This is a genomic window from Microcoleus pseudofavosus SVA1_A4 (genome assembly GCF_036700565.1).
Lineage (GTDB): Bacteria > Cyanobacteriota > Cyanobacteriia > Cyanobacteriales > Microcoleaceae > Microcoleus.
Genome location: NZ_JAUBPE010000082.1, coordinates 1 through 24661, shown reverse-complemented (window position 1 = coordinate 24661; position 24661 = coordinate 1). Strand labels below are relative to the sequence as shown.

General features: G+C 47.0%; 15 protein-coding genes. 4 read left to right on the top strand and 11 right to left on the bottom strand.

What is annotated here, in order from left to right:
• Positions 1–9: 9 nt before the first annotated feature.
• The 5 genes from QUA02_RS27455 to QUA02_RS27435 form a co-directional block, all read right to left on the bottom strand.
• Positions 10–2934, bottom strand: a complete 2925-nt coding sequence (locus QUA02_RS27455) for a two-partner secretion domain-containing protein (protein WP_333032525.1) — start codon at positions 2932–2934, stop codon at positions 10–12.
• A 65-nt stretch (positions 2935–2999) separates the two neighbouring features.
• On the bottom strand, positions 3000–5885 hold the full coding sequence (locus QUA02_RS27450) for a two-partner secretion domain-containing protein (protein WP_333032523.1): 2886 nt from the start codon (positions 5883–5885) through the stop codon (positions 3000–3002).
• A 61-nt stretch (positions 5886–5946) separates the two neighbouring features.
• A complete protein-coding gene (locus tag QUA02_RS27445; protein WP_333032521.1) occupies positions 5947–8838 on the bottom strand; it encodes a two-partner secretion domain-containing protein in 2892 nt (963 codons plus the stop codon).
• 65 nt (positions 8839–8903) lie between these two features.
• A complete protein-coding gene (locus QUA02_RS27440) occupies positions 8904–11861 on the bottom strand; it encodes a two-partner secretion domain-containing protein (protein ID WP_333032519.1) in 2958 nt (985 codons plus the stop codon).
• Positions 11862–11967: 106 nt separating this feature from the next.
• Positions 11968–12585, bottom strand: coding sequence for a Uma2 family endonuclease (locus QUA02_RS27435; RefSeq protein WP_333032516.1), 618 nt, complete (start codon positions 12583–12585; stop codon positions 11968–11970).
• 219 nt (positions 12586–12804) lie between these two features.
• Between QUA02_RS27435 and QUA02_RS27430 the strand changes: the two genes are divergently transcribed.
• The 3 genes from QUA02_RS27430 (at position 12805) to QUA02_RS27420 (ending at position 14017) form a co-directional block, all read left to right on the top strand.
• Positions 12805–13356 carry a DUF6036 family nucleotidyltransferase gene (locus QUA02_RS27430; protein WP_333032514.1) on the top strand — a complete coding sequence of 184 codons (552 nt, stop codon included), beginning with the start codon at positions 12805–12807 and terminating at the stop codon, positions 13354–13356.
• Positions 13353–13643 carry a hypothetical protein gene (locus tag QUA02_RS27425; protein WP_333032513.1) on the top strand — a complete coding sequence of 97 codons (291 nt, stop codon included), beginning with the start codon at positions 13353–13355 and terminating at the stop codon, positions 13641–13643. The genes QUA02_RS27430 and QUA02_RS27425 overlap by 4 nt, the downstream gene beginning before the upstream one ends.
• A 92-nt stretch (positions 13644–13735) precedes the next feature.
• Positions 13736–14017 carry a DUF5615 family PIN-like protein gene (locus QUA02_RS27420; protein ID WP_333032510.1) on the top strand — a complete coding sequence of 94 codons (282 nt, stop codon included), beginning with the start codon at positions 13736–13738 and terminating at the stop codon, positions 14015–14017.
• Between the two features lie 152 nt (positions 14018–14169).
• Here QUA02_RS27420 and QUA02_RS27415 read toward each other — a convergent pair whose 3' ends face one another.
• The 3 genes from QUA02_RS27415 to QUA02_RS27405 all read right to left on the bottom strand — a co-directional run bounded on the left by QUA02_RS27415 (position 14170) and on the right by QUA02_RS27405 (position 19324).
• Complete coding sequence (locus QUA02_RS27415) at positions 14170–15459, bottom strand: DNA sulfur modification protein DndB (protein ID WP_333032507.1); 1290 nt, start codon at positions 15457–15459, stop codon at positions 14170–14172.
• A 307-nt stretch (positions 15460–15766) separates the two neighbouring features.
• A complete protein-coding gene (locus QUA02_RS27410) occupies positions 15767–17830 on the bottom strand; it encodes a ShlB/FhaC/HecB family hemolysin secretion/activation protein (protein WP_333112342.1) in 2064 nt (687 codons plus the stop codon).
• A gap of 486 nt (positions 17831–18316) precedes the next feature.
• A complete protein-coding gene (locus QUA02_RS27405; protein ID WP_333032503.1) occupies positions 18317–19324 on the bottom strand; it encodes a protochlorophyllide reductase in 1008 nt (335 codons plus the stop codon).
• A 133-nt stretch (positions 19325–19457) separates the two neighbouring features.
• Between QUA02_RS27405 and QUA02_RS27400 the strand changes: the two genes are divergently transcribed.
• Complete coding sequence (locus QUA02_RS27400) at positions 19458–20360, top strand: ATP-grasp domain-containing protein (RefSeq protein ID WP_333032500.1); 903 nt, start codon at positions 19458–19460, stop codon at positions 20358–20360.
• Between the two features lie 231 nt (positions 20361–20591).
• Here the strand turns inward: QUA02_RS27400 and QUA02_RS27395 are convergent, their stop codons facing one another.
• The 3 genes from QUA02_RS27395 to QUA02_RS27385 all read right to left on the bottom strand — a co-directional run bounded on the left by QUA02_RS27395 (position 20592) and on the right by QUA02_RS27385 (position 24590).
• Positions 20592–21710, bottom strand: coding sequence for an alkene reductase (locus QUA02_RS27395; protein WP_333032497.1), 1119 nt, complete (start codon positions 21708–21710; stop codon positions 20592–20594).
• 202 nt (positions 21711–21912) lie between these two features.
• Complete coding sequence (locus QUA02_RS27390) at positions 21913–23652, bottom strand: RluA family pseudouridine synthase (protein WP_333032493.1); 1740 nt, start codon at positions 23650–23652, stop codon at positions 21913–21915.
• Between the two features lie 257 nt (positions 23653–23909).
• The gene (locus QUA02_RS27385) at positions 23910–24590 is read right to left on the bottom strand and encodes a hypothetical protein (protein WP_333032491.1); all 681 of its coding nucleotides are present in this window, start codon (positions 24588–24590) and stop codon (positions 23910–23912) included.
• Positions 24591–24661: the final 71 nt, after the last annotated feature.

Below are 24661 nucleotides of genomic sequence, written 5' to 3'. Positions count from 1 at the left end.
AAACTAATTTTAACGGGGTACACAAACAGAATTCTGCCGAGGATTGCGAGAGTCAGCACCATTACCCGGATTATATCCAACAAGCGTAACTTCTCCTTTCGCATTCACCACCCAACCTTGCGCCGCCACAACTTCCCGATCGGGGATTTCCCCTTCTTGCTTCTTCCCTCGATCGGTTACATCGGTTAAATCCTCTACATTGCTCATTGCATTTCTTCCTGCCTCTTCCACCCAAGAAAACGGCGCTGCAGCGCTGCTGAGGGCATCATTAGGACTTGGTGGCACTCCTCCTTTCCCAGTGACGGTAAATGCGCTATCGGCCCCTTGCGTGCAGGGATTTGCCGCAATTAAAGCAGCCGAATCGACAACATTTTGCGGCAGTTCCACTAAACCTTGAGCAGGATTCACTCCAGAAGCACTAAATGTCACCGCCCCTTGTAAAGCGGGGCCAGACTGTTGAGAAATCGCGGCGATATCGCTAGTAGGAAGTAAAGAAGTTGGATTTACTTGTAAAGCTGCAAATTCAGCATCAGTTAATCCTAAACGACTTATTGCTTGTTCGCGGGTAACGGCTGTAAAACCAAAGATATTTGGTACATTCACTGTAACTTGACCGCCTCTAGCTGTGCGAGCATTAGCTGTAAGATCGCTATTTTCTCCTGGGATGGCCACAAAAATATCGCTATTAATTTTGATATTTCCACCATCAGAAATACCTGCATCGGTGGTAATTCTGCTGCCGTGTCGCAACTGAATGGATCGCGATCGGAGGTTAATATTTGCCCCAGTACCGGAGACAGTTGTGCCATTAATGCTGCCTTTGTTATCAAGGGCGATCGAGTCGGCTATAACGGTGAGAGTACCAGCGTTCCCTATTCCCAGCGCCCGGACACCGACCGTTGCCCCATCCCGAACCATCAATCGATCGACATTTAAATTGATCGAGCCCGCATTTCCCGTAGCGTTGGGAAGGGGAACACCAAATATATTGCCCCCCGAAGCGTTAATTTGACTAATAAATCGACGGTTAAGAGCCGTGCCAAAGACTTCTATGCTAGAGGCATTAATCGTGAGATTGCCTGCATTTCCAGAACCCCCAGAACTCACATAAATTCCCCCCCCATCCCGCACAGTCAGAGCAGGCGTAGAAATGTTAAGATTGCCTCCCTGATTAGGGCTACTGGTTTCACTGGCGAGGAAACTGGTAATCACACCTCCATTTGCCAAAACTCCAGAGATGCCTGCCACTTCTATCGACTCAGAAGCCCGAATTGTCAAATCTCCAGCCAGCCCTCCAGAAGAAATGATAGTTGTGCCAATAATCCCACCACTACCTACAGTAATTCCGGCTCCTTCGGCAACATTCAACCGCTTGGTGTCGATCGTAATATCCCCGGCTCTGCCTTTCCCATTGGCATCTAAAGAACTGGAAGCAATCAGAGTTTGGATTGCAGTTCCAGGGAGACTCCTTAAGACTTCTACTGATTCAGCAGCTTTAATCGTGATATTCCCTGATGGTTGCTCGCTCCTGGTGAGACTGGTGAGAATCGCACCATCGCGCACAGTTAACTGTTCTCCCGTAAAGGAGATATTTCCTCCTATGCCGTTACTACCCTGCTCTGTCCCACTGAAGATCCCAGAACCAGCTAGATCGAATACATTGGCGCGGATGGTGATATTGCCCCCATTGCCTCCACCCAAAAAAGTCGTAGTAATGGCTGTTACCCCATCGCGCACCAACAAGCGTCCGGTATCGATCGTGATGTTTCCACTCGCTCCTGCGTTACCAGTGGCAGTTTGCAGAACAATATGCGGTTCAAAAGGATCTAACGTTCCCAATGTCATAACTTTACTGAGAGCCTGTTGATAGCTGTCAAATCCAATCCCGATCGTTTCTACTGAGTCAGTAGCGCGGATGTTGATATCGCCCCCCGTCCCCTCTCCCAGAACCAAGGTGGATATTTGCGACCCTCTATCTACTAGCAACTGTTGGGCATTGATGTCAATCCCTCTACCATCAATATTTCCTAGTGTCAGACCATAAATTCGCGAACCGCTGATGGTGACATTTCCACCCCTAATATCTACTTTGCCACCTCCTAATCCGCTGGTATTTATAAATGCACCGTTCATTTCAATATTACCGAAATTCTGAATATTACTGTAGTTTAAATTCAGACCTAAAGCTGTTGGTTCAAATTGAACTAAACCTGGACTTTTCACACTTCCCAGCAATATTTGTCCGGTATAAGCTGTTAAGTTTCCTCCTTGTAGTTGAATGTCACCGCCAACTAATGCTAAAGTTTGACCGGCATCTACTGCTAAACCGAGTTTATTAGAAACAGGAATTTCTACGGGTAATGGTGGTAAGGTTGGGGTGGGGCCAATTGCTTGGGAAGAGTTGACAATTGTACCGGGATTGTCTCGAAATCTCAAACCCACAGGAATATTAATCGCTAACAATGGCACTGCATTAGAATTAGCTGCACTAAATTCAAAGCCCTTATCAAAAAGAATTCCGCTACCAGTTGAACCGATAAATGAGCCGCGCAAATCTAACCGAGCATTGGGGCCAAAGACAATCCCTTTTGGGTTAATTAAAAACAAGTTACTGTTTCCCAAAACTCCCAGAGTTCCTAAAATATTAGAAGGGTTGCCACCAGTAACGCGGGTGAATATGTTGGTGATTCCGCTGGGATTGTCAAAATAAGCTCCCCGCCCTTGACGGATGTTAAATTCGCGCAAGCTGTGAAAGAGGTTAACGCCACGAGTTGCACCGCCAGTGATTCTATCTGAGGGTAAGTTGTTGATAGTATCGGGAACAGTCCGCGAACTTTCCGCGCCCAGGGAATTATCGGGGATAATTTGAGCGATCGCAGGGAAAGGAAACAGCAGTAATAATGCAAAAAATAGGGCGCAAGATTGGCGGAGCATCTTTTAAGTCTGGTTAATTTAGTATTAGGCAAATAGCGACGGGTTAGCTAAAACCTGAAGAGTATCTATCGAGGTACGCAAACACCCGTCGATTTCGGACTGCGAAGAGATGCACCACCACGTGAATTATACGCTAACAGCGTTACTTCTCCTCGATCGTCCATTACCCAACCTTGAGCGGGAATAATTTCTGTTGGTCCAATTTCTATGGATGCTCTTTGACCTTCTACTTGCTGACTTCCACCTATCGCTGGTTCCACCCAAGGAAACGGCGCTGCTGCGCTGCTGAGGGCATCATTAGGACTCGGTGGCACTCCTCCTTTCCCAGTAGCAGTAAACTCGCTCTCGACCCCTCGGATGCAGGGATTTGCAGCAATTAACGCAGCCGGATTTACCACATTTTGTGGCAGTTCCACTAAACCTTGAGCGGGATTCACCCCTGAAGCACTAAATGTTACAGTACCTTGCAAAGCCGGGCCGCTACTTTGGGAAATCGCCGCAATATCGCTGCTAGGAATTAGAGAAGTCGGACTTACTTGCAACGCTGCAAATTCAGCATCAGTCAGTCCTAAACTACTCCTGGCTTGTTCGCGGTTAATGCTTGTAAAGCCAAAGATATTTGGTACATTGACCGTAACTTGTCCGCCCCTAGCTGTGCGAGCATTAGCTGTAATATCACTATTATCTCGCGGTAAAGCTACCAAAATATCGCTATTAATTCTGATATTACCGCCCTCAGAAATACCTGCATCCGTGGTAATTCTACTGCCGCGCCGCAACTGAATGTCTTGCGCTTGAAGGTTAATATTTGCCCCCGTACCAGAGACAGTCGTGCCATCAATTACGCTTTTATTATCCAGGGCTATTGAGTTAGCTACAACGTTAATATTGCCAGCCCTACCTGTTCCTGAAGATTGAACATTAACCACTGCACTATCCCGAAGAATCAATTGACTAGCATTCAAATTCAACGAGCCTGCATTTCCGCTAGCAGTGGAATTGACAGCATTAAACGCCCTACCAGCCGAGGCCTCAATTCCACTCCTCAACCGACTGTTACTCCCAATACCTTGCACTTGTAAGCGATCGGCATTAATTGTAATATCTCCTGCATCTGCTATACCCAAAGAAGCCGCAGAAATAACGCCGCCATTCTGCACAGTTAATTTAGGTGTTGAGAGGCGGATATCTCCACCTCTACCAGAACTCGCAGTTTGAGTAACAAAAGAACTTGCTACATAGCCCGCATTCCCCAAAAATCTTGACTCGCCGCTCACTTCTATAGACTCGGAGGCTCTCACAGTTAAATTTCCTCCCGTCCCCCCACTTGTAGAAAACACGAGTTGGCCAAAAATCGCACCCGTCGTTAAACTAATTGTGGCTCCATTAGAAACACTCAGCCGCTTAGTGTCGATGCTAATATCCCCACCTTTTCCATTCGCATCAAAAGTATTCGTGCCGAGCCGAGTTTGCCCTAGACCTCCAGGAAGACTACCCGATAATTCCACAGATTCACTCGCTTTAATCGCGATATTCCCCGATGCTCCATCACTAAGGCTGAAGCTGGCAAAAGCACCGCCATCGCGCAGTATTAACCGTTGCGCTTCAACAGTGATGTTTCCGCCTTGACCAGTGCTTTGGTTCGTTGTTCCGTTATAGAGCGTTGAACTGACGAGATCGATGGTGTTGGCGCGGACAGTCAAATTTCCGCCATTCCCAGCACCAAAGGTGGGGGCACCGCCCACTACCCCATTGCTCATCAACAGCCGTCCGGCTTCAATGTTAATATCTCCGGCTGCTCCACTGCCAATAGCGCTAGTGAACAGAACAATTTGCGAAATAAAGGGGTTGCCTGTTCCCGATGTCTGAAAATTTTCTGTAAGCTGCTGATAGCCCTCAATTCCCAACCCGATCATTTCTACAGAGTCAGTAGCGCGGATGTTGATATCGCTTCCTTTCCCCTCTCCCAGGGTGGTGGTGAAAATTTGCGCCCCCCCCTCTAATCGTAAGTTTTGGGCATTGATGTCAATGCCTCTGCCGTCCATATTTCCTAGTGTCAGTCCATAAATTCCTGAACCGTTAAGAGTGACATTTGAACCCCTGATGTCAACTTTCCCTCCTCCTAATCCGCTGGTATTGAGCGACGCACCGTTCATTTCAATATTGCCGAAGTTCTGAATATTACCATAGTTTAAATTCAGACCTAATGCGGTTGGTTCAAATTGCACTAAACCTGGACTTTTGATACTGCCCAGAAGGATTTGTCCGGTACTGGCGGTAGCGATTCCCCCGTTGAATTGGATATCTCCCCCTACTAGCGCTAAGGTTTGACCGGGGTCTACTGCTAAACCAATTTTATTAAAAATTGGTAATGGTAGGGGAAGGTCAGGCGGTGATGGGTTAGCAGCAATTGATTGGTTAATAATTGTACCAGAATTTTCTCGGAATCTCAAACCCACAGGAATATTAATCCCTAATAATGGCACTGCATTAGAATTGGCAGCGCTAAATTCAAAGCCCTTATCAAAGAGAACGCCGCTAGCTGTAGAACCGATAAATGAGCCGCGTAAATCTAACCTCGCATTGGGACCAAATACAATTCCTTTGGGATTAAGTAAAAATAAGTTAGCACTGCCTTGAACTCCCAACACGCCTAAAATATTGGAAGGATTGCCACCCGTAACGCGGGTGAAAATATTCGCAATCCCGTTAGGATTGGCAAAATATGTGCCGCGTCCTTCACCGACATTAAATTCTCGAAAACTGTGAAATAAATTGACCCCGCGAGTTGCACCGCCTTCTATTCTATCTGAGGGTAAATTGTTAATAGTTGCGGGTACTGTGCGCGAACTTTCTGCACCCAAGCTGCTGTCTGGGATAATTTGAGCGATCGCAGGGAAAGGAAACAGTAGTAAAAAAGCAAAAATTAGGGCTGAAGATTGGCGGGGCATACTTGGAATCCTGTTAATTTGGTATGAAAAAACGAGCGCGCAGATCAAACCTGAAGAGTACCTATCGAGGTACGCAAACACCCGTCGATTTCGGACTGCGAAGAGATGCACCACCACCCGAATTATACGCTAACAGCGTTACTTCTCCTCGATCGTCCATTACCCAACCTTGAGCGGGAATAATTTCTGTTGGCCCAACTGCTATGGATGCTTTTTCGCCTTCTACTTGCTGACTTCCACCTACGGCTGGTTCCACCCAAGGAAACGGCGCTGCTGCGCTGCTGAGGGCATCATTAGGACTCGGTGGCACTCCTCCTTTCCCAGTGACGGTAAACTCGCTCTCGGCCCCTTGGATGCAGGGATTTGCAGCAATTAACGTGCTGGGATCGACTACATTTTGCTCTAATTCTACTAACCCTTGAGCGGGATTTACCCCAGTAGTGCTAAACGTTACTGCTCCTTGTAATGCGGGGCCAGACTGTTGAGAAATAGCCGCAATATCGCTAGTAGGAAGTAAAGAAGTTGGATTGACTTGTAAAGCGGCAAATCCCGAATCAGTCAGTCCTAAACTACTTCTGGCTTGTTCCCGTGTCACCGTTGTAAAACCAAAAACATTCGGGACATTTACTGTAACTTGACCGCCCATAGCAGTACGACCATTAGCTGTAATATCGTTATTTTCATTGGGTAAAGTAGCCATAATATCGCTATTAATTCTGATATTTCCCCCGTCAGAAATTCCTGCATCCGTTGTAATTCTGCTGCCGCGCCGTAACTGGATATCTTGCGCCCTGATATTAATATTTCCTCCACCGCCAGATTCAGTTGTACCATCAATACTCGCTTTGTTATCCAAAGCAATTGAATCGGCTACAACATTAATATTTCCAGCCCTTCCCCTTCCTAAAGACTGAACACTAACCGTTGCTCCATCCCGGATACTCAATCGATTTACATTCAAATTTAATGAACCCGCGTTCCCCGTAGCGTTGGGATTGACAATAATAGAAAAGCTGCCAGCCGAAGCCTCAATTCTACTTGCGAAACGACCGTTACTCCCCGCACCTTTAAGTTCTATGCGATCGGCATCAATAGTAATATTTCCGGCATCTACTGCACCCAAAGAAGCCGCAGAAATAATTCCCCCATTCCGCAGAGCGAGCATCGGTGTAGAGAGGTGGATATCTCCACCCCGACCAGAACTTGAAGTTTGAGTAGCCAGAGCACTCGCTCCGAATCCTACATTTCTCAAAACTCCAGATACCTCGCTCACTTCGATAGACTCGGAAGCTCTCACAGTTAAATTTCCTCCTAGACCTCCATTTCTAGAAAACACGACTTGCCCAATAACCGCACCCGTTGATAAACTAATTGAGGCTCCATCAGAAACACTCAGCCGCTTAGTGTCGATGGTAATATCCCCGGATTTACCATTGCCATCAAAAGAGTTTGTACCGATACGAGTTTGCGCGGCACTTCCAGAAATACCCCCCGACAATTCTACAGATTCAGTTGTTTTAATCGTGATATTTCCTGATGCTCCATCGCTGCGGCTGATGCTAACTAAACCACCAGCATCGCGTATAATTAACCGTTGGCCCTCAATATTGATATTGCCGCCAGAGCCGGTACTTTTCTTAGTTGTTCCATTATTGATTGCTGAACTAACGAGCTCGAAGGTGTTAGCGCGGACAGTCAGATTTCCCCCATTTCCAGCACCCAGGGTGGCGGTACCGCCTACTACCCCATCACGCAACAGCAGCCGTCCGGTATCGATGTTAACCTCTCCTGAATTTCCACTGCCCAAAGTACCACTATTAATTACAATTTGGGGGTCAAAGGGGTTGATGGTTCCAGATAATATATATTGGGTATAAAATCGCTGATAGCCTCCTATTCCCAACCCAATCATTTCTACTGAGTCAGTAGCGCGGATATTCATATTACTCCCGTTTCCATCTCCCAAGGTTGAAGTAAGAATTTGCGCTCCTTTATCTACTCGTAAATTGTGAGCGTTGATGTCAATCCCTCTACCATCAATATTTCCCAATGTTAGGCTATAAATTCCCGAACTACTGACGGTGACATTTCCACCTGTGATGTAAATTTTCCCACCTCCTAATCCGCTGGTATTGATCGATGCACCGTTCATTTCAATATTACCGAAATTCTGAATATTACTGTAGTTTAAATTCAGTCCTAAAGCTGTTTGTTCAAATTGCAATAAACCTGGACTTTTCACACTTCCCAGCAATATTTGTCCGGTATAAGCTGTTAAATTTCCGCCTTGCAGTTGAATGTCACCGCCAATTAATGCTAAAGTTTGACCGGGGTCTACTGCTAAACCAAGTTTGTTAGAAACAGGAATTTCTACGGGCAATGGCGGTAAGGTTGGTGTGGGATCGATTGCTTGGGAAGAGTTGACAATTGTACCAGAATTTTCTCGAAATCTTAAACCCACAGGAATATTAATCGCTAACAATGGCACTGTATTAGCATCGGTCGCACTAAATTCAAAGCCATTATCAAAGAGAACGCCGCTACCAGTTGAACCGATAAATGAACCGCGCAAATCTAACCGAGCATTGGGGCCGAAGACAATCCCTTTTGGGTTAATTAAAAATAAGTTACCGTTTCCCAAAACTCCCAGAGTTCCTAAAATATTAGAAGGGTTGCCGCCCGTAACGCGGGTAAAGATGTTGGCAATTCCGCTGGGATTTTCAAAATATGCTCCCCGCCCTTGACGGATGTTAAATTCGCGCAAGCTGTGAAAGAGGTTAACGCCGCGAGTTGCACCGCCTTCTATTCTGTCGGATGGTAAGTTATTAATCGTGTCGGGAACTGTGCGCGAACTTTCTGTACCCAAGCTATTATCGGGGATAATTTGGGCGACGGCGGGGAAAGGACACAGCACTAAGAATGCAAAAAATAGGGCGGAAGATGGGCGCTGCATCTTTGAAGTCTGGTTAATTTAATTTTAGAAAAATAGCGAGGGATTAGCTAAAACCTGAAAAGTACCTATTGAGGTACGCAAACACCCGTCGGTTTCGGGCTGCGAATAGATGCACCACCACCAGAATTATACGCTACCAGCGTTACTTGTCCTCGATCGTCCATTACCCAACCTTGAGCGGGCATAATTTCTGTTGGTCGAATTTCTATGGATGCTCTTTGGCTTTCTATGTGCTGACTTAGACCTATCGCTGGTTCCACCCAAGGAAACGGCGATGGAGCGCTGCTGAGAACTTCATTAGGACTCGGTGGCAATCCCCCCCGTCCAGTCACAGTAAACTCGTTTTCGGCCCCTCGGATGCAGGGATTTGCGGCAATTAACGCAGCCGGATTCACCACATTTTGCGGCAGTTCCACTAAACCTTGAGCGGGATTCACTCCAAAAGAACTAAATGTTACCGCCCCTTGCAAAGCCGGGCCGCCACTTTGGGAAATCGCCGCGATGTCGCTGCTTGGAAGCAGAGATGTAGGACTTACTTGTAACGCTGCAAATTGGGCGTCATTGAGCCGCAACCTGCTTCTGACTTGTTCGCGACTCGCTGCTGTAAAGCCGAAGACATTGGGGACATCGATATTCACGCGGCCGCCGCCTGCTGTGCGGGCGTTGGCTGTAATGTCGCTGTTTTCTTGCGGGAGGGCGACAAGAATGTTGCTGTTGATGTTGATATTGCCGCCGTCAGAATTGCCCGCATCGGTGGTAATTCGGCTGTTGCGGTGCAATTGGATGTCTTGTGATTGCAGGTTAATATTTGCTCCTGTACCGGATACAGTCGTGCCGTCAATTCTTGCTTGGTTGTCAAGGCCGATCGAATTTGCGACAATATTGATATTACCAGCGCGCCCGGTTCCCGTTGCCTGCACCGTGACTGTAGCTCCATCTCTGACAATTAATCGATCGGCATTCAGATTCAACGAACCCGCATTTGCTGTAGCATTGGGATTAGTGCCAAATGTCTTGCCAACCGAAGCATCAATTGTACTGACAAACAGACCGTTATTTCCGCTGCCGCTGACGAAGATGCGATCGGCATTAACAGTAATATTCCCCACATCTCCAGCTCCCAAAGAACTCGTAGAAACTATCCCCCCATCCCGCACGGTTAGGCTGGGCGTCTCAATGCGAATATCCCCGCCCCGACTAGAGCTCAAAGTTCCAGAAGTCAGCGCACTAGCATTCTGAATTCCGCTGGTCAAAAGTTGAGAAATACCTGAAATTTCTACTGATTCAGTAGCCCTAACAGTTAAATTTCCAGCAGGCCCGCCCTCCTGAGAAAACAAAAACCTGCCAACTAAAACACCCGTTCCTAATGTAAACGCAGAACCCCCAGAGAGAGTCAACCGCTTGGTATCGACATTAATATTCCCCGCCCTGCCGTTAGAGCCGATACTCAGCGTGCTGACTCCGGTGGACACAACTGTTGTCGGCCCGCTGTTAGACAATTCTACTGATTCAGCAGCTTTAATGTTGATATTCCCCGACGGGCCGCTGCTGTAGCTTGTGGTACCGAGAAGAGAACCATCGCGCATAATTAATCTCGCGACATCAACACTAATGCTTCCTCCCGCACCGGTACTTTCTTTAGCTGTCCCGTTGTTAATTCCAGAACCCACCATCTCAAAAGTATTGGCGCGAATGATTAAATTTCCGCCATTTCCACCACCAAAAGCGATGCCGCTACCTACTACCCCATTGTTGAAGAGCAGGCGGCCGGTGTCGATCGTAATATTCCCCCCCGAACCAGCACCAGCACTAGCATTAAACAGCACAAATAGCGGGTCAAACGGGTCTGTTGTTCCCGATACCAAATATTTAATTGCAACCTGTTGATAGCCCTCAACTCCCAGCCCGCTCATTTCTACTGAATCAGCAGCGCGGAAATTGATATTGCCTCCTGCACCATCTCCTAGAGTCAAAGTAGAAAATTGCGATCCGTTTTCCACTCGCAACTTTTGAGCGCTGATATCGATACCTCTACCATCAATATTTCCCAGTGTCAGCGCATAAATTCTCGCACCGCTGAGGGCGACATTTCCACCTTTTAACTCTACTCTACCGCCACCAATTCCGCTGGTGTTGATCAGTGTTCCATCCGATATTTGAATATTGCCAAAGTTCTGAATATTGTCATAATTAACAGTTAAATTCCCCTGCTGTTGCTCGGCAGGAGTCTGTGCAAAATTAACTAAACCGGGACTGGCGACGCTACCGAGTAAAATTTGTCCGCCGCTGGCTGTTAAATTGCCGCCTTGGATTTGGATGTCGCCGCCAATCAGTGCTAAAGTTTGACCGGGGTCTACTGCTAAACCAACTCGATCGCTAATCGGGATTGGCACAGGAAAGGCTGGAAGATTTACTTTTCCTAAAGCCGTGGATTGGTTGACAATTGCACCGGGATTCTCCCGAAATCTTAAACCAGCGGGAATATTAACGGTTAACAGCGGGGATGTTTGCGGGTTTGTGCTGCTGAATTCCACCCCGTTATTAAACACAATACTGTCAGCACTTGAACCGATAAACGAACCGCGCAAATCTAACCGCGCATTCGGCCCGAATATAATTCCTTTCGGGTTAATTAAAAATAAATTGCCGTTTCCCAAAACTCCCAGAGTTCCTAAAATATTTGAGGGGTTTGGGCCCGTAACGCGGGTGAATATGTTGGTAATTCCGCTGGGATTTTCAAAATAAGCTCCCCGCCCTTCACTGATGTTAAATTCGCGCAAGCTGTGAAATAGGTTAACCCCACGAGTTGCGCCGCCAGTGATTCTATCTGAGGGTAAATTGTTGATAGTATCAGGAACGGTGCGCGAACTTTCCGGGCCCAAAGTGCCATCTGGGATGATTTGGGCGATCGCACCTGGGGGAAATAGCAACAGGAAAGCAAAGAGTAGGGAGTAACTTACGGGCGGGCAAGATGCCCAACCCCTACTCCCCACAATAAAATCTAATATTTGTGGAACAGGCATCTTGCCTGTTCTTGAGAATGGTGCAAATAGTAACGAGTAATGCAAGCGAGGCATAAAAACACTCTTTCCAGGATAAAGTTTATCAGTGTAATCTCATCTCGTTGCTCTAAATGTTTTGAATTTGGCTGCTGAGTACAAGTTGCTCGACAGTGATTTCTAGTTCAGGAAAAGTTTTAGAGATAATGCGGTCATTACCTCTAAAATTTTGAACTAAATAAGTGCCATTTTCCAAAGAGTAAACGAAAACTGTGGGAATTTTGGGATTTCCTAGATAAGCCCTAGAAGCGATCGCTAAATAGTCCACAATCCAATACTCACAAATACCGAGGCGTTGATACTCATCTAGTTTATCCACATAGTCGTCTTCCCAGTTAGTTGAGGTAACTTCTACTGCTAATTGGATAGGTTCGGTAAGGGCTCCGTAGCCACGTACATTGCTGTTCCATACAGATGCCTTAACCACGCCAACATCAGGATTTCTGCCTTGTTCTTGTCCTGAAGCTGTTACAGTTCTCAAAACTATATCTTTGTCAACGATATAGTCAAGCCCCAAGCGCCTGATTTCATCGTTAAAGCCAAATACTAGAAATCGTGCCACATTTTTATGAGCTCTGATTGCTTCCACTTTGACAATCTCTCCATTTATAAGTTCGTAGATGCCCGATCCGTCTGGGTACTTTTCGAGAAAATCTGCAAATGTTAGTTTAGTTTTTGTCTGAACCATAAGACAAGCCCTCTTGTGTTAACTAGGTTAGGATTTATATCGTTTCCGGTTCCATCATAATTATATATTTGGATCGTATCAGTGCGATCGTCCCAATGTTCGATCGGCTCTCGGCTCTCTTTCACCCCTAAAGTGGACTTTTCCCAAATATAATAAAGATAGCTTTTTTCAGTGCGACGGCTGAGGAAATCTGTTTCTGTTTAAATATGTGTGCAGAATATGCGTCCAAATGTTGACTCTCAGAAGATAGAACGATTGATGCAAGTCTTGGGTAGAGAAGCTCAGGGTTCAGGCTGCATTTATTTTACGGGTGGTGCTAGTGCCCTACTGATTGGATGGCGGAGTTCCACAGTTGATATCGATATTCGTCTAGATCCTGAACCCCCAGGCATCTTTCAAGCGATAGCCAACATCAAACAAGAATTGAACATTAATATTGAACTAGCTTCCCCACAGGATTTCTTACCTCCACTTCCGGGCTGGCGTGACAGGAGCATCTTTATTGGCAAACACGGTCAAATCTCGTTTTATCACTATGACTTCACAGCCCAAGCGCTCTCCAAACTATCCAGGGGATTTGACCGTGACATTAAAGATGTTCAAGCCATGTACGAACAGAAATTATTTTCCTTAGAAGAACTGCATGATAACTTTGAAGCCATTGCACCCGAATTAATACGATTCCCCTCTCTTAATCCTGATGTGCTTAGAAGCAAAGTTGAGAACTTCATCGAACGTTTTGAAGGTAACTCAGAGGAGGAACAGTCATGAGCTTGAATGAGTTGCCGGGAGCGGAGCTAATTCTACCTGGATTGGACGATCTTCATCATGGTAAGACGAATACAGTTGGGTCATTGTTAGTCGCGATCGCAGCAACGCGCCTAGCCGAAGCCGGCTTAGATGTTCCTAAAGATCGTCTAGCAGCAGAGCCAGAACTGACCCTGTATGCTCTTCTTGAAGATGAACGGGATGATGCCTACCTCTATTACAATGCTTTGCTGAATCGCCTGAATAGCTTTTGCAACGCACTTGAACTTCGTTATATGTATAAGCTATGAGAATTGGATTACGCGAGTTCAAAAAACTTTTGCGCGATCGTATTAAAAACAAGATTGACAACCTTGCCAGATCCGCAGCCCTAGGCTAAGATTTGGCAAAGGTCGAGAACACAATTCACGTTCGAGATGTGGGTAAGAAAGCAACGATCGACCCAATAGTTTGGGATTATGCAAAAGACAATAATTTGATTATTGTCTCGAAAGACGGGGATATGCACGATCTGAGCTTAGTATTTGGGAATCCACCAAAAGTTATTTGGCTTCGCCTGGGAAACTCTTCGACATTGCAATTTGAAAATTTGCTACGTCGGGATTTTAGCGCGATCGAGTTATTTTATGAAGACGAGACTTTATCGCTGCTTGCTTTATCATAATTGTACCGCAACTGTAATACAATTATAAGTTAGCTTGCTGGGTTGGCAGTATGGTGGCGGATGACAACCCAACTACGAGAGTTGAAACAAAACAGAGAACCACCCCGTTAAGTAGTTCCCTGAATATATGTGCCACAAATTATGAGACAGACCTATGTTCCAACAGCCGTAGAAAAAATTTCAGCAATAGGCGGAGGTAATGGAAGCGATTCGTTAATATTAAGGTCTATTCCATGTGCGATGTTGTATTCTCGCTGAATATCAGCAATTTCCTCTTCATTCATCTTGTCAGCGGCGATTAAGTAATGAATCAGCTTACCTCCCTGTACTGGTGGCTGTTCTCCCCTAAGCATAGAACCGCTGGGAGCTACAAGAAAATTTGTCCAGATTTCTGATGACATTTGCCAATCTATTTTGCTGGCTCGTCGCACTGCCTCGCGCAGCGCCAATCGATTGTCGCGTGTTGCTGCAATTAGTCCTCTAAATAAAGCTAGTTGACCAACTGGTTTGAATAAGAGCGAGTAGGGTTGATCATCCTTTCGCATTTGAGGTATGCGACTGCTATCTTCAAGGGCTTCCTTATAGGGTTGTAAACCGTCTAATACAACGTTCCAAAATTCTTCAACTATTTCGTAGCACTGATTTAATTCTTCTTCCGATGGGCGATTATTAGGGTCAAGTGCTACATTCTCGCCTTTAAGAATAAGCTTAACGGTCTCATACACAGCACTAATTGTCGTCAGCTTTGTGCTTCTCACCGCAAGCGCACTGCTCTTCCATTCAACAATTACATCGCTGCTTCCACGCACTTTAACACCCAAAGGCGCTCCTTCACTTAATAATTTGCGAGCAATGATGGCGCTACGGTCGTCTTCACTTGTAATAATATTGTCGCCTCTGCTGGTTGGTTTTGCGTAGCGATTAACCTTATTAAATATCCGACGCGTTTTCTCATTGCTTTCATGCTGAATAAAAATGACGCAGACATCATCATTTGGCACATCCTCGCGGCATGATCCAATCACCTCACCCTTTATTACCTTCTCAAGAGCTAGAAGGCGATGCTGTCCATCAAGCATGATGAGGGAACCACCATTTATTGTAAGGACACCAATATTATCTGAGACTGATTGATAAGCGCGTGGAGCTTTATTAGATACCCAGTCTCGTAGACTGTCAAAGTAAATTTCCCCCTTGTAGACCAATACAACCATTGCACCAAAGAACCGATCCTCGGACTCTGCTATGTAGGGAGCAATCTGCTCCTTAACTCGTTTGAGGTCTGGGTCGCGCTGTATCCGCTCTTCAATGCTCATTGTTGTCCACTCATCAAGTTCGCTAGCCGACCGTACTCCTTGTACTAGGTCACGAACTTTCATCGTTGCCTGATAGAAGTCAGTGTTGCCCAAATGTCCTTTTACGCCTGGAATGACTAAAGCCATAAAGCCTCTGCTGTGAATATAAGTGGAACAATGTAGTATATTGTTACAAACAATTGGTTTGTTATCCTGTACATTAGCTATGTTTTCACAAACAAACTGGATTGTCAAGAGATTATTAGGTATGTTTTCACAAACAGACCTTTGGATAGGCTATTTTGCTATAGCCCTAGCGTCCGGTTGCGGCATCCCACAGTTTAATCGGGCGATCGAGGCCGCCACTTAATAAAATTTGACCGTCAGCGCTAAAGATGAAAGTGTTGGGCGAAGCGAAGCGAAGCCTTCGATCGCACTCAACCCAACCTACAATTTAAAACGCAAAATAATTGATTCTAAAGTAGATGCCTTTTTCCTGCAAAGTTCGATCGCCCGATCGAGCATTTATCAAAGGAATACCGTAGTCGAGACGCACATTCAACCGATCGCCCATCTGCCAAACCAGCCCCAAACCCGCACCCAGCAGTTTGTCCGAGTCGGGATTCGGCTTTTCCTCCGAATGGTTCCACCCTACCCCAAAATCGATAAACGGAGCGACTTGCAACAATCCTTGGACTTCCGGGACACGCCAAACCGGTATTCGCACCTCCGCAGAGGCGATCGCACCGCTATCAGTTAACAGCAAATCTTGGCGGTATCCGCGCACGCTTTGAACGCCGCCGATCCCAATTTGTTCGAGGGAAAGCAGGGGGCGATCGGCTAATTGAATGTCAGAACGCACTATCAGCAAGGTTTCTGGTGCTAGCAGCCGCACGTACTGGGCTTGTCCGCGCCACGCCAGAAAGCGGCTGTCGGGCCCGCTATCGTTCGCAGTAGCGCCCAAAAAATTGGTGCCGAGAGAAAACTGCGATCGCGCCGCGAACACTTGTCTGGAACTCCGCTGCACGTATTCTTGAAAAAAGCGCACAGCCGAAACCCGCGTTTCCCCGCGATCGTTTGCTCCCGCCGACAGCGCAAATGGTTCCCCCGACAGGAATGTGTCGCTTTCTTGCCGCGAAAAACTCACTCCCAAAGCCAAAGTGCGATCGGGCTTTTCGACAATCGGCTGGCGGTAAGTTAATTCGTAAGTCCGCGATTTTCCCTCGATTTGGGCAGCATCGAAGGGTTCCTCGATAATGTTGGTGCTAGCAGCACTCGCAGCGAATCCAATCGTGCCGTTGCGCGCGTTGACGGGGACTGTGTAGCTGCCGTTGAATTCGTTGCTGCCGTCGGTGTTAGCATAAGATACCTCTAATCCGTCGCCCAAACCGAGCAAATTAGCTTGATTGATGCGAACACCGCGCCGAAAACTGCCGACGCTGGGCGATCGGTTGTTGTCTGCGAACACTTCAGCGCTAAAGCTGTCTGCTTCTTTGACGCGCACTTCTAAACGGCTGTTTTCCGGGCGGCTTCCGGCTTGGAGTTCGGCGGAAATATTGGCAATTAAGGGGTCGAGTTGCAGCAGTTGCAAGGCTTCCAGCAAGCGAGATCGGTTGAGGGGGCGTCTGGTGGCGCGATCGAGGCGCGATCGCACGTAATTTGAATTTAAGCGCCTGTTTCCAGTAATCACAATTTCATCTAATCCGCCTTCTACAATCCGAATTGTCACCACACCTCCCGATCTGGGAAAGGTTTGGTTGGCGGGAATTACAGCGCCGGAATTGATGTATCCTGCCGCCACGTATTTTTGAGTGACGGCTGCTTCTGCTGCGATCAGTTCGGCAAAGGTGATTTCGCGCCCCGCAAACTCTTTAATAACTTCTGCGAGTTCGCGATCGCTAAAAGCTGTGTTGCCTTCAAATTCAAAGCGATCGACCTGAATTGTACCCGGAATCTCCGGCCTAGCATCGCCGGGAACTGGTGTTAGCGGCGTTGGTTGGAGGGGAGACGGCGCAGGCGGTTGCGGCGGCTCAGGAGCTGGTAATTCGGGTTCTCTGGGCAGAATAGGGTTGGGCAGTTGGCTGAGTTGGGAGTCGCCATCGATACCCAAATTGGTTTTTTTTATGCCAATATTTTCTTCTAGCTTTTGACCTGAGTTAAAAAGCTCGGTTTCTTGAGTTTTTGTGCTGAATCTGCGATCGGCTGAATTTGCCGCTTCCGACTCTAAGTCGGGGATTTCCGCAGGTGCCGATAATGGTAGAGTTGGCGACAGTGCCGATCGTTCGGACTCTGTGGATAACTGCGTTTCCTCGTCTTTTACGGGCAAGTCTTCGCGTTTGTCAAGATTGGTATTGTTGGGGGCTAAAGCTCGATCGCCTCCGCTGCTGACTGCTGCCAAATCCTCAACATTTGAGGTCAAAATTTCCACTGTGCTAGCGGATGTTTTCGCTGGTTTTCCCAACAAAACCAACCCAAAGATTCCCGCGAGTAAAAATAGTTTGTGCGATCGACAAGTCATAGGATATAATTATCTCGAATAATTGGGTAAAAATATTTTCAGTAATTAAGCGCCCTCAGCTTAAAGTTAATCTTAACCGCAAAAAAAGGAAACAGCCGTCGCCGCCAACAATTTCGCAGGCGCTAAAAACCAAAAGGTCGATCCACCGCTGTTCATCCCCCTAAACTTACGCACAAACCGAGTTCCGATCCGAACAAATATCGCACGCGCCCGATCGCAAACAAAATAAAAACCTTATTTCTTTGGTCGCAAAACCAGCGCTTTCAGGCCGATCCCGCTACAGTTCGCGATCGTACTTGACGGCCATCACCTTGGTTTTTTTCACAGCAATACTTCAAGTCCGCTCGCAGTTCCCCTCAAAAACCCGGTTTCTTCCGAGATTTCTCGTTACCCAAGGCAAAACTCTCAGAAACCGGGTTTCTCACCCCCCGGTATGGGGGGTGAGAAACTGTCGCTACCTGTTGATTTTGGTGCATCAACTCTGAATTATGCAGAGCGGCCCGCACCAGCCGCAGCACCCATTTGAGCCCCGTCAGTCAATCCCACCAACTTAGCACTCAACTCCCACATCCGATCGGCTTTTTCATCATCGCGGGCCTGGGGAGAAACCTTCTGCACAAAAGACTTGCCATCTTTTTTCTGGCGGTTCCCCCAACTCCAATAAGCCCCAGATTGCTTGTATTCGGGATCGGCAACCACCATCGCCAGCCTTTCGCCCGCCAACTCCTGCGACACGTAACCCCCCGTGATATTCTTCTGAAACAGCGGGAACAGCTTCTGAAACAAAGGATAGTGATTGCGGAACAGCGGCGTATCCGCGACGCATCCCGGATACAGCGAAGTGAAAGTAATCCCCGTGGATTCGTGAAAGCGGCGGTGCAATTCTCGCATCGTCAGCACGTTGCAAACTTTGCTATCTTTGTAAGCCTTGACCGGTTCAAACTTCTTGCCGTCAACCATCGAAATCGGGTCTTTGAAACCCGCTTCAAAACCCTCAAACTTGCCCAAATCCGGGCGCGGCGGAATCTTCCCGCCCAACTCGTCTGGATTGTGAGTCACAGTTCCCAAAATCACGATTCTCGCATCGGAATAATAGGAAGGCTTCATATTTTCCATCATCAGGTTGCACAGCAGGAAATGACCCAGGTGATTGGTAGTCATCGTCAACTCGTAACCCTCCGGGCTCCGCAGCGGTTCCTTAATCAAAGGCATATAAATGGCCGCGTTACACACCAAAGCGTCCAGAGGCCTGCCGCTTGCCTTAAATGCCCGAGCAAACCGGCGCACGCTCTCCAAATCGCCCAAATCAATCTGCATGATGGAGAAACTGCCTTCAGGTATGCCCAACTCTTGGGCGGCGTCTCCGGCTTTCCGCACGTCCCGACAGGCCATTACTACGTGCCATCCCTTGTCTGCGAGAGCTTTCGCGCCGTACAAACCGACGCCGGAGGAAGCGCCGGTGATGATAACCGTTGACTTGTGATTTTGTGCCATCTTGTTAAAAGCGCTTCCGCTATTGATTATTTTCAGGCATTCAAAAGCTGAGCTAGCAGCTCGGATGTTTTGAAGTACCCTATGGTTATTAGGATATGGGGAAACGTTCTCGATCTCAACTACCTTTTTGCCGTTGGGCTCGATCGAGTCATTTTCGCTCTATGCAGCGGGAGTTGCCCCTCAAACACCGATCGAACGCAAGACTGTCATGAAAAAAGTAAATTGGTTGATCGAACAAAATATTTACGATCGCGAATCAGAATTTTTAGCAGAATTGCAGAAACAAGGATACATTTACAAACAAACTAAATATCTCAATTTTCGCCCAGAAGCAGCTCATCAATATTTTCCCCCTGATGATTGTGTTTTATTCATGGGAACCCTAAATTTAGGTCGGGATATCTTAAGAACTCCGTGGATTCCTGGCGCTTATATGGACGAAAAGCATCTCCGCTGTTCCAGTTACTACACTTACTTTGGTCAATACTTGTTAAATAACAAATATTTTCTTCTTTCTTTGGGCGAATTGGTCAGAAGAAAGACCGAAATTCTGGAATACTTCACATCCGATGGAGATTTGTTTGTCCGACCTGACAGCAATATGAAGTCATTTCGAGCCGGGGTTTTTAACCTGAATATTTTAAACACGATGCAGTCTCTGGGAAGCGAATTAAAAAGAGATGAAACCACTTTTGTATTAGTCAGCGGCAAACGACCGATTGCGAAAGAATGGAGATTTTTTGTTTATAAAAATCACATTATTACTGGTTCTCTCTATTTAGTCGGAGAAGAAAGAGTTGATGAAACGATCGGCGGAGGATATCTAGAAAACTATCTTAGCGAAGTTCTCAAACAAGTGATTTGGTATCCAGAATCTGTCTACACGATCGATATCTGCGAGTCAGAGGGAGAGCTTTATGTCTTGGAACTTGGTTCTTTTAGCTGTGCTGGAGAATATGCTTGTGATTTAAGTGCGATCGTCGAATTTGGTGCAAAAGCAGCTTGGGAAGATTACGAAGCAGTCAATCAATTTTAGATTACCCAGATCCCAGACTTCTTTAAGAAGTCTGGGATCTAATACTAATTCTCAAAAGTCATGCAACAGTAGCTGTAGGGTGCGTCGCCACCCTTAAATCATAAAAAAGAGCGACAATCTCAAAGCGACGCACCTTACCTGATAGTTCAGGAAACAAACCTAACACTCATGATTGTTGCAAGACTTGGGAGAATTGGTATAACAGCAGGTGTCATCCATGTAATCTGACGCTCAGGAAATAGCTTGAGATTCCTGATACCTAGGGAAATCGATATAACCTTCAGGCCCAAAAGAATACCAGACGCCCACTTCAGCAGGCGGATTGAGCGGCCAACCATTAGTAAAACGCTCTACCAAATCGGGATTGCTGATAAAATCCCGACCAAAAGCAATTAAATCCGCAACTTTGCTGCTCACGGCCGTTTCAGCCTGTTCTTGAGTATATCCGCAGTTGCCGACGAGCGGCCCTGCAAACACATCGCGAAACTCACCTATCACCATCGGCGTTCCCAATTCGTGAAAGCCAAAAGCCAGACCGTCCACCAAGTGAAGGTAAGCTAAATCGTAGGCATTTAACTGCCCTGCGAAATACAGAAAATCTTCCCGATATTCTGGAGAACCCATATCATTGTAAACACCATTGGGAGAAAGCCTAACTCCCACTCTGTTTGCCGGAAATACTGTGATAATCGCCTCCACAATTTCCTTGAGAAAACGGTAGCGATTTTCGACTCCCCCACCATAGGAATCAGTGCGGTGATTGGTTTTGGATTGCAGGAACGTGTCAATGAGATAGCCGTTAGCCGCGTGAATTTCTACACCGTCAAAACCAGCCATTTTTGCCCGTTCCGCCGCCTTGCGATAATCTTCTACAACCAGCGAGATTTCAGCCGTTTCTAGAGCGCGGGGAGTTTCGTAGGGTTGTTTGCCTAGAGGGGTATGAATGCCTTCTCCGTTTATTTTGATGGCAGACGCTGCAACTGGCAATTGATTGTTTTCATGAAAACTGCTGTGGGAAGCCCGCCCGCAGTGCCAAAGCTGCATGAAAATCGGCGTTTCGCGGGCATGAACCGCATTCACAACTTGTTTCCAAGCTTCGCCTTGCTCGTCTGAATAAATACCGGGCGTATTGAGCCAACCATTAGCTTGAGTAGAAATCACTGTGGCTTCTGTAATGATTAAACCAGCGGAGGCTCGCTGAGTGTAATACTCTGCCATCAAGGCGTTGGGCATCCGCGCTTCACCGGCTCTGGATCTCGTCATGGGTGCCATGACTACTCGGTTTTTTAAGGGTAAATCTCCGAGTTTGAAGGGACTGAGCAGGAGTGGAGAAGTTGTTTGAGCAGTCATAATTTTGATGTTTGTCAACTAAAAAATCAGGAAAATCACATAACAGTTAACGTTAGCTGTTAACTGTTAAGATAATTAAAGTGATATCCTCCGCACCGATTGTCGGGAGATAAGCTTAATATAACTTGAATAGATCGCCCGGAATGCTAACAGCATCACATATTCGCGATCGATTATCGCTTGTTGCCCGATCGCCCTCAGCTCAAAATGGCGTTTCTGCCTGCAAGTGCAGCTTTTCTCCCAACTGCGGGTGCTCGAAACAAAGTTCCCGCGCGTGCAAGTGCAGCCGGTTCGCAGCAGCCCGACATCCGTAAAGCCGATCGCCCAAAATCGGTATCCCCAACCCTCGAACATCCGCTGCATGAACCCTCAATTGATGCGTGCGTCCCGTCAGCGGCAAAAACTCGACGCGATCGCCATTTCCCTCCCTCGCCATTACCTGAAAGCGAGTAACGCTGGGCTTTCCGCACTCCCAATTAACTTGCTGGTAAGGGCGATTTTCTGGATCGCCCCAAAGTGGGAGATCGATCGTCCCCGCATCAATTTTTACAGTACCCGAAAGCACCGCTTCATAAACTTTGTGAACCTGCTTGTTCTCAAATTGCTGCCTGAGTTGACTGCTCGTTTCTTTGTCCCGCGCCAATAGCAAAATACCCGATGTTTCCCCATCTAAACGATGCACCGCCGTCAAATCAAAACTATCAGGCAACAAGTTACGCAAACGACTCAAAACACTATCTTGATTTTCCAAATAACGACCTGGAACTGACAGCAACCCCGAGAGTTTATTCACCGCAATCAACCATTTGTCTTCATAAATAATCGGTAGCATTTGCGTAACGGGCAAAATGCCCGTTCCACAATAAAAATTATTGCTTGTGCGGTGGGCTTCTAGCCCGCCCGTCAAACCCTCATCCATATTAGAAACCATCGGATTTTGAGATAATCCTGATAGCAAAAAACCCATCAACGGCTGACACCGATCGCCACAAGCGCCGTAAAACTCTCCTTGAATCTTATCCCCCGATGGCGGCCCCCACCAAAACTCAGCCATTGCCAGCGGTTTCAGATTGTTTGCTGCCGCGCAGTGGAGCAATTTTGGCGCGCAGCAGTCGCCGGTGCCAGTGGGAATAGAATTATTTGGCATTAATGAGGAGATCGATCGCGATTTCCCCAAAAAATTCACCAGGGTATAAGCCGCGTGCATTTGCGTCTGAAGTTCGCGGGAAAGTTCTTTTCGCCGTTGTTTCAGCGCCAGCATCCGCCGATCCGCAGCTTCAATTAATACTTTTAGCGGCTGCAATGTTTCATCCCGCTGTCGTTTCAATTGCCTGCGTTCAATTTTCTCCAAACGGCTTTCTTGATTCAGTTGTTCGAGGTTAATTTCTAGTGTTTCTGCTGCGAGAGTTTGACACACTAACTGGCGTTTTTCATCGCGCTGCTGCTTGCAATTGCGGTGCCGATCGCTCAAAACTTGCAATTGCAATTCAAACTCGCGAAATAAAACTTCATGCTCTTGTCGCTGCGGGAGTTGATTCAGTGCAATAAGTTCCTGTTTCATCGCCTCCAATTGAGTTAACGTGCGGGCTTCCTCGAAAGCAACCCGATCTCGTCCCGGAATCGGCGGCACCCAGCCTTCAACAATGCTGCAACCGTTCAGCAGCCCGGAAAATGCTTTGAGTATCCGCTGTTCCCCCGAAGGCATCTCCACCAGCAATATGCCGTACATCTTCCCTTCGCGATCGTAGGCACCGTCAGCAGCAAGGTACTGCATCAAACCCCGGGCGAGATCCTCGGACATTCGAGTGCGCGGCAGTCTCAGCAGCTCGCCGCTTTGAGGACAAAGGCCTTCGTACCAATAATTGGGGCGCGAGTCGATCGACTCTCGCTCTCCGTCGGTAAAGCAATCCGTGAAATCTAAAAGCGGGTGCAGAAATAGCATATTAAATTTGGGGGGTTGCTGAATTTAGGTATGATTCACTCGCTATAGCAATCCTTGAAATTTAGAGTAGGGGCAATTCATGAATTGCCCCTACTCTAAATTTCGGAGGCAAATCATACTCCTAATCAGCAACGCCACAATTTTTAACCTTTTCTTTCAGGAGATTGGAGAAAAGCGTTATCAGTAAAGAATCAAGGCTCTTTCAGGACAGCAAAACTTTTCTCATAGCTAGCTGTCCCCTACTTCCAAATAGACTGCTAGACGATAATAATTGTCTGACCAGCAGTCAAACTGGTGAAGTCATACGTTGTGCCACCAGCTATGAGTTTTTCAAACTCGGAAGTTATCAGAAGTTGGTCACCTTGGGTGAAGAAAGTCGTCGATGGCTCCCATATCCCAACGGTATAACTTCCTGGCGTTAATTCTAGTGTGTCATTACCGTTTCCGCCATAAAAATCACCGCTACCAAAACCCTTGATATAGTCTTCGCCCTCTCCTAAAAACACACTTCCACTGCTATTCAAGGCTGACTTAAAGCCTTCATGAGCAATGATGGAGTCGTTACCATCACCAGTATTAATGTTACCGCCGTCGTTATAAATGCCATATCCGGTACCAGTGCCATCAACGCCTCCATCAACAATGATAGAGTCATCACCATTGCCAGTCTCAATGATACCGTCGTTGTAAATGCCGCCACTGCTAGTGATTGTGTCGTTACCATCTCCTAAAGACAGCCACACCTGTTTGTTAATAAGCGTTCCTTTCCCATTACCTGCATTAAGGCGATCGTCTCCTGGTGTCCCTGTTAGTCCATCTGTCCCATTACTGCCGTCCAGGTCAACCCCGACTTCAACAACAACTGAAGCCGTAGCTGTAGCAGTTCCATCGCTAATCGTATAAGTGAAACTGTCACTGCCGCTAAAGGTAGTTAACAATACTCCGGACAGTTTTTAAAGAGGGATACGATCGCTTTTGCAGCAGAGAAGTGAAGAAAGTGAGTGCAATC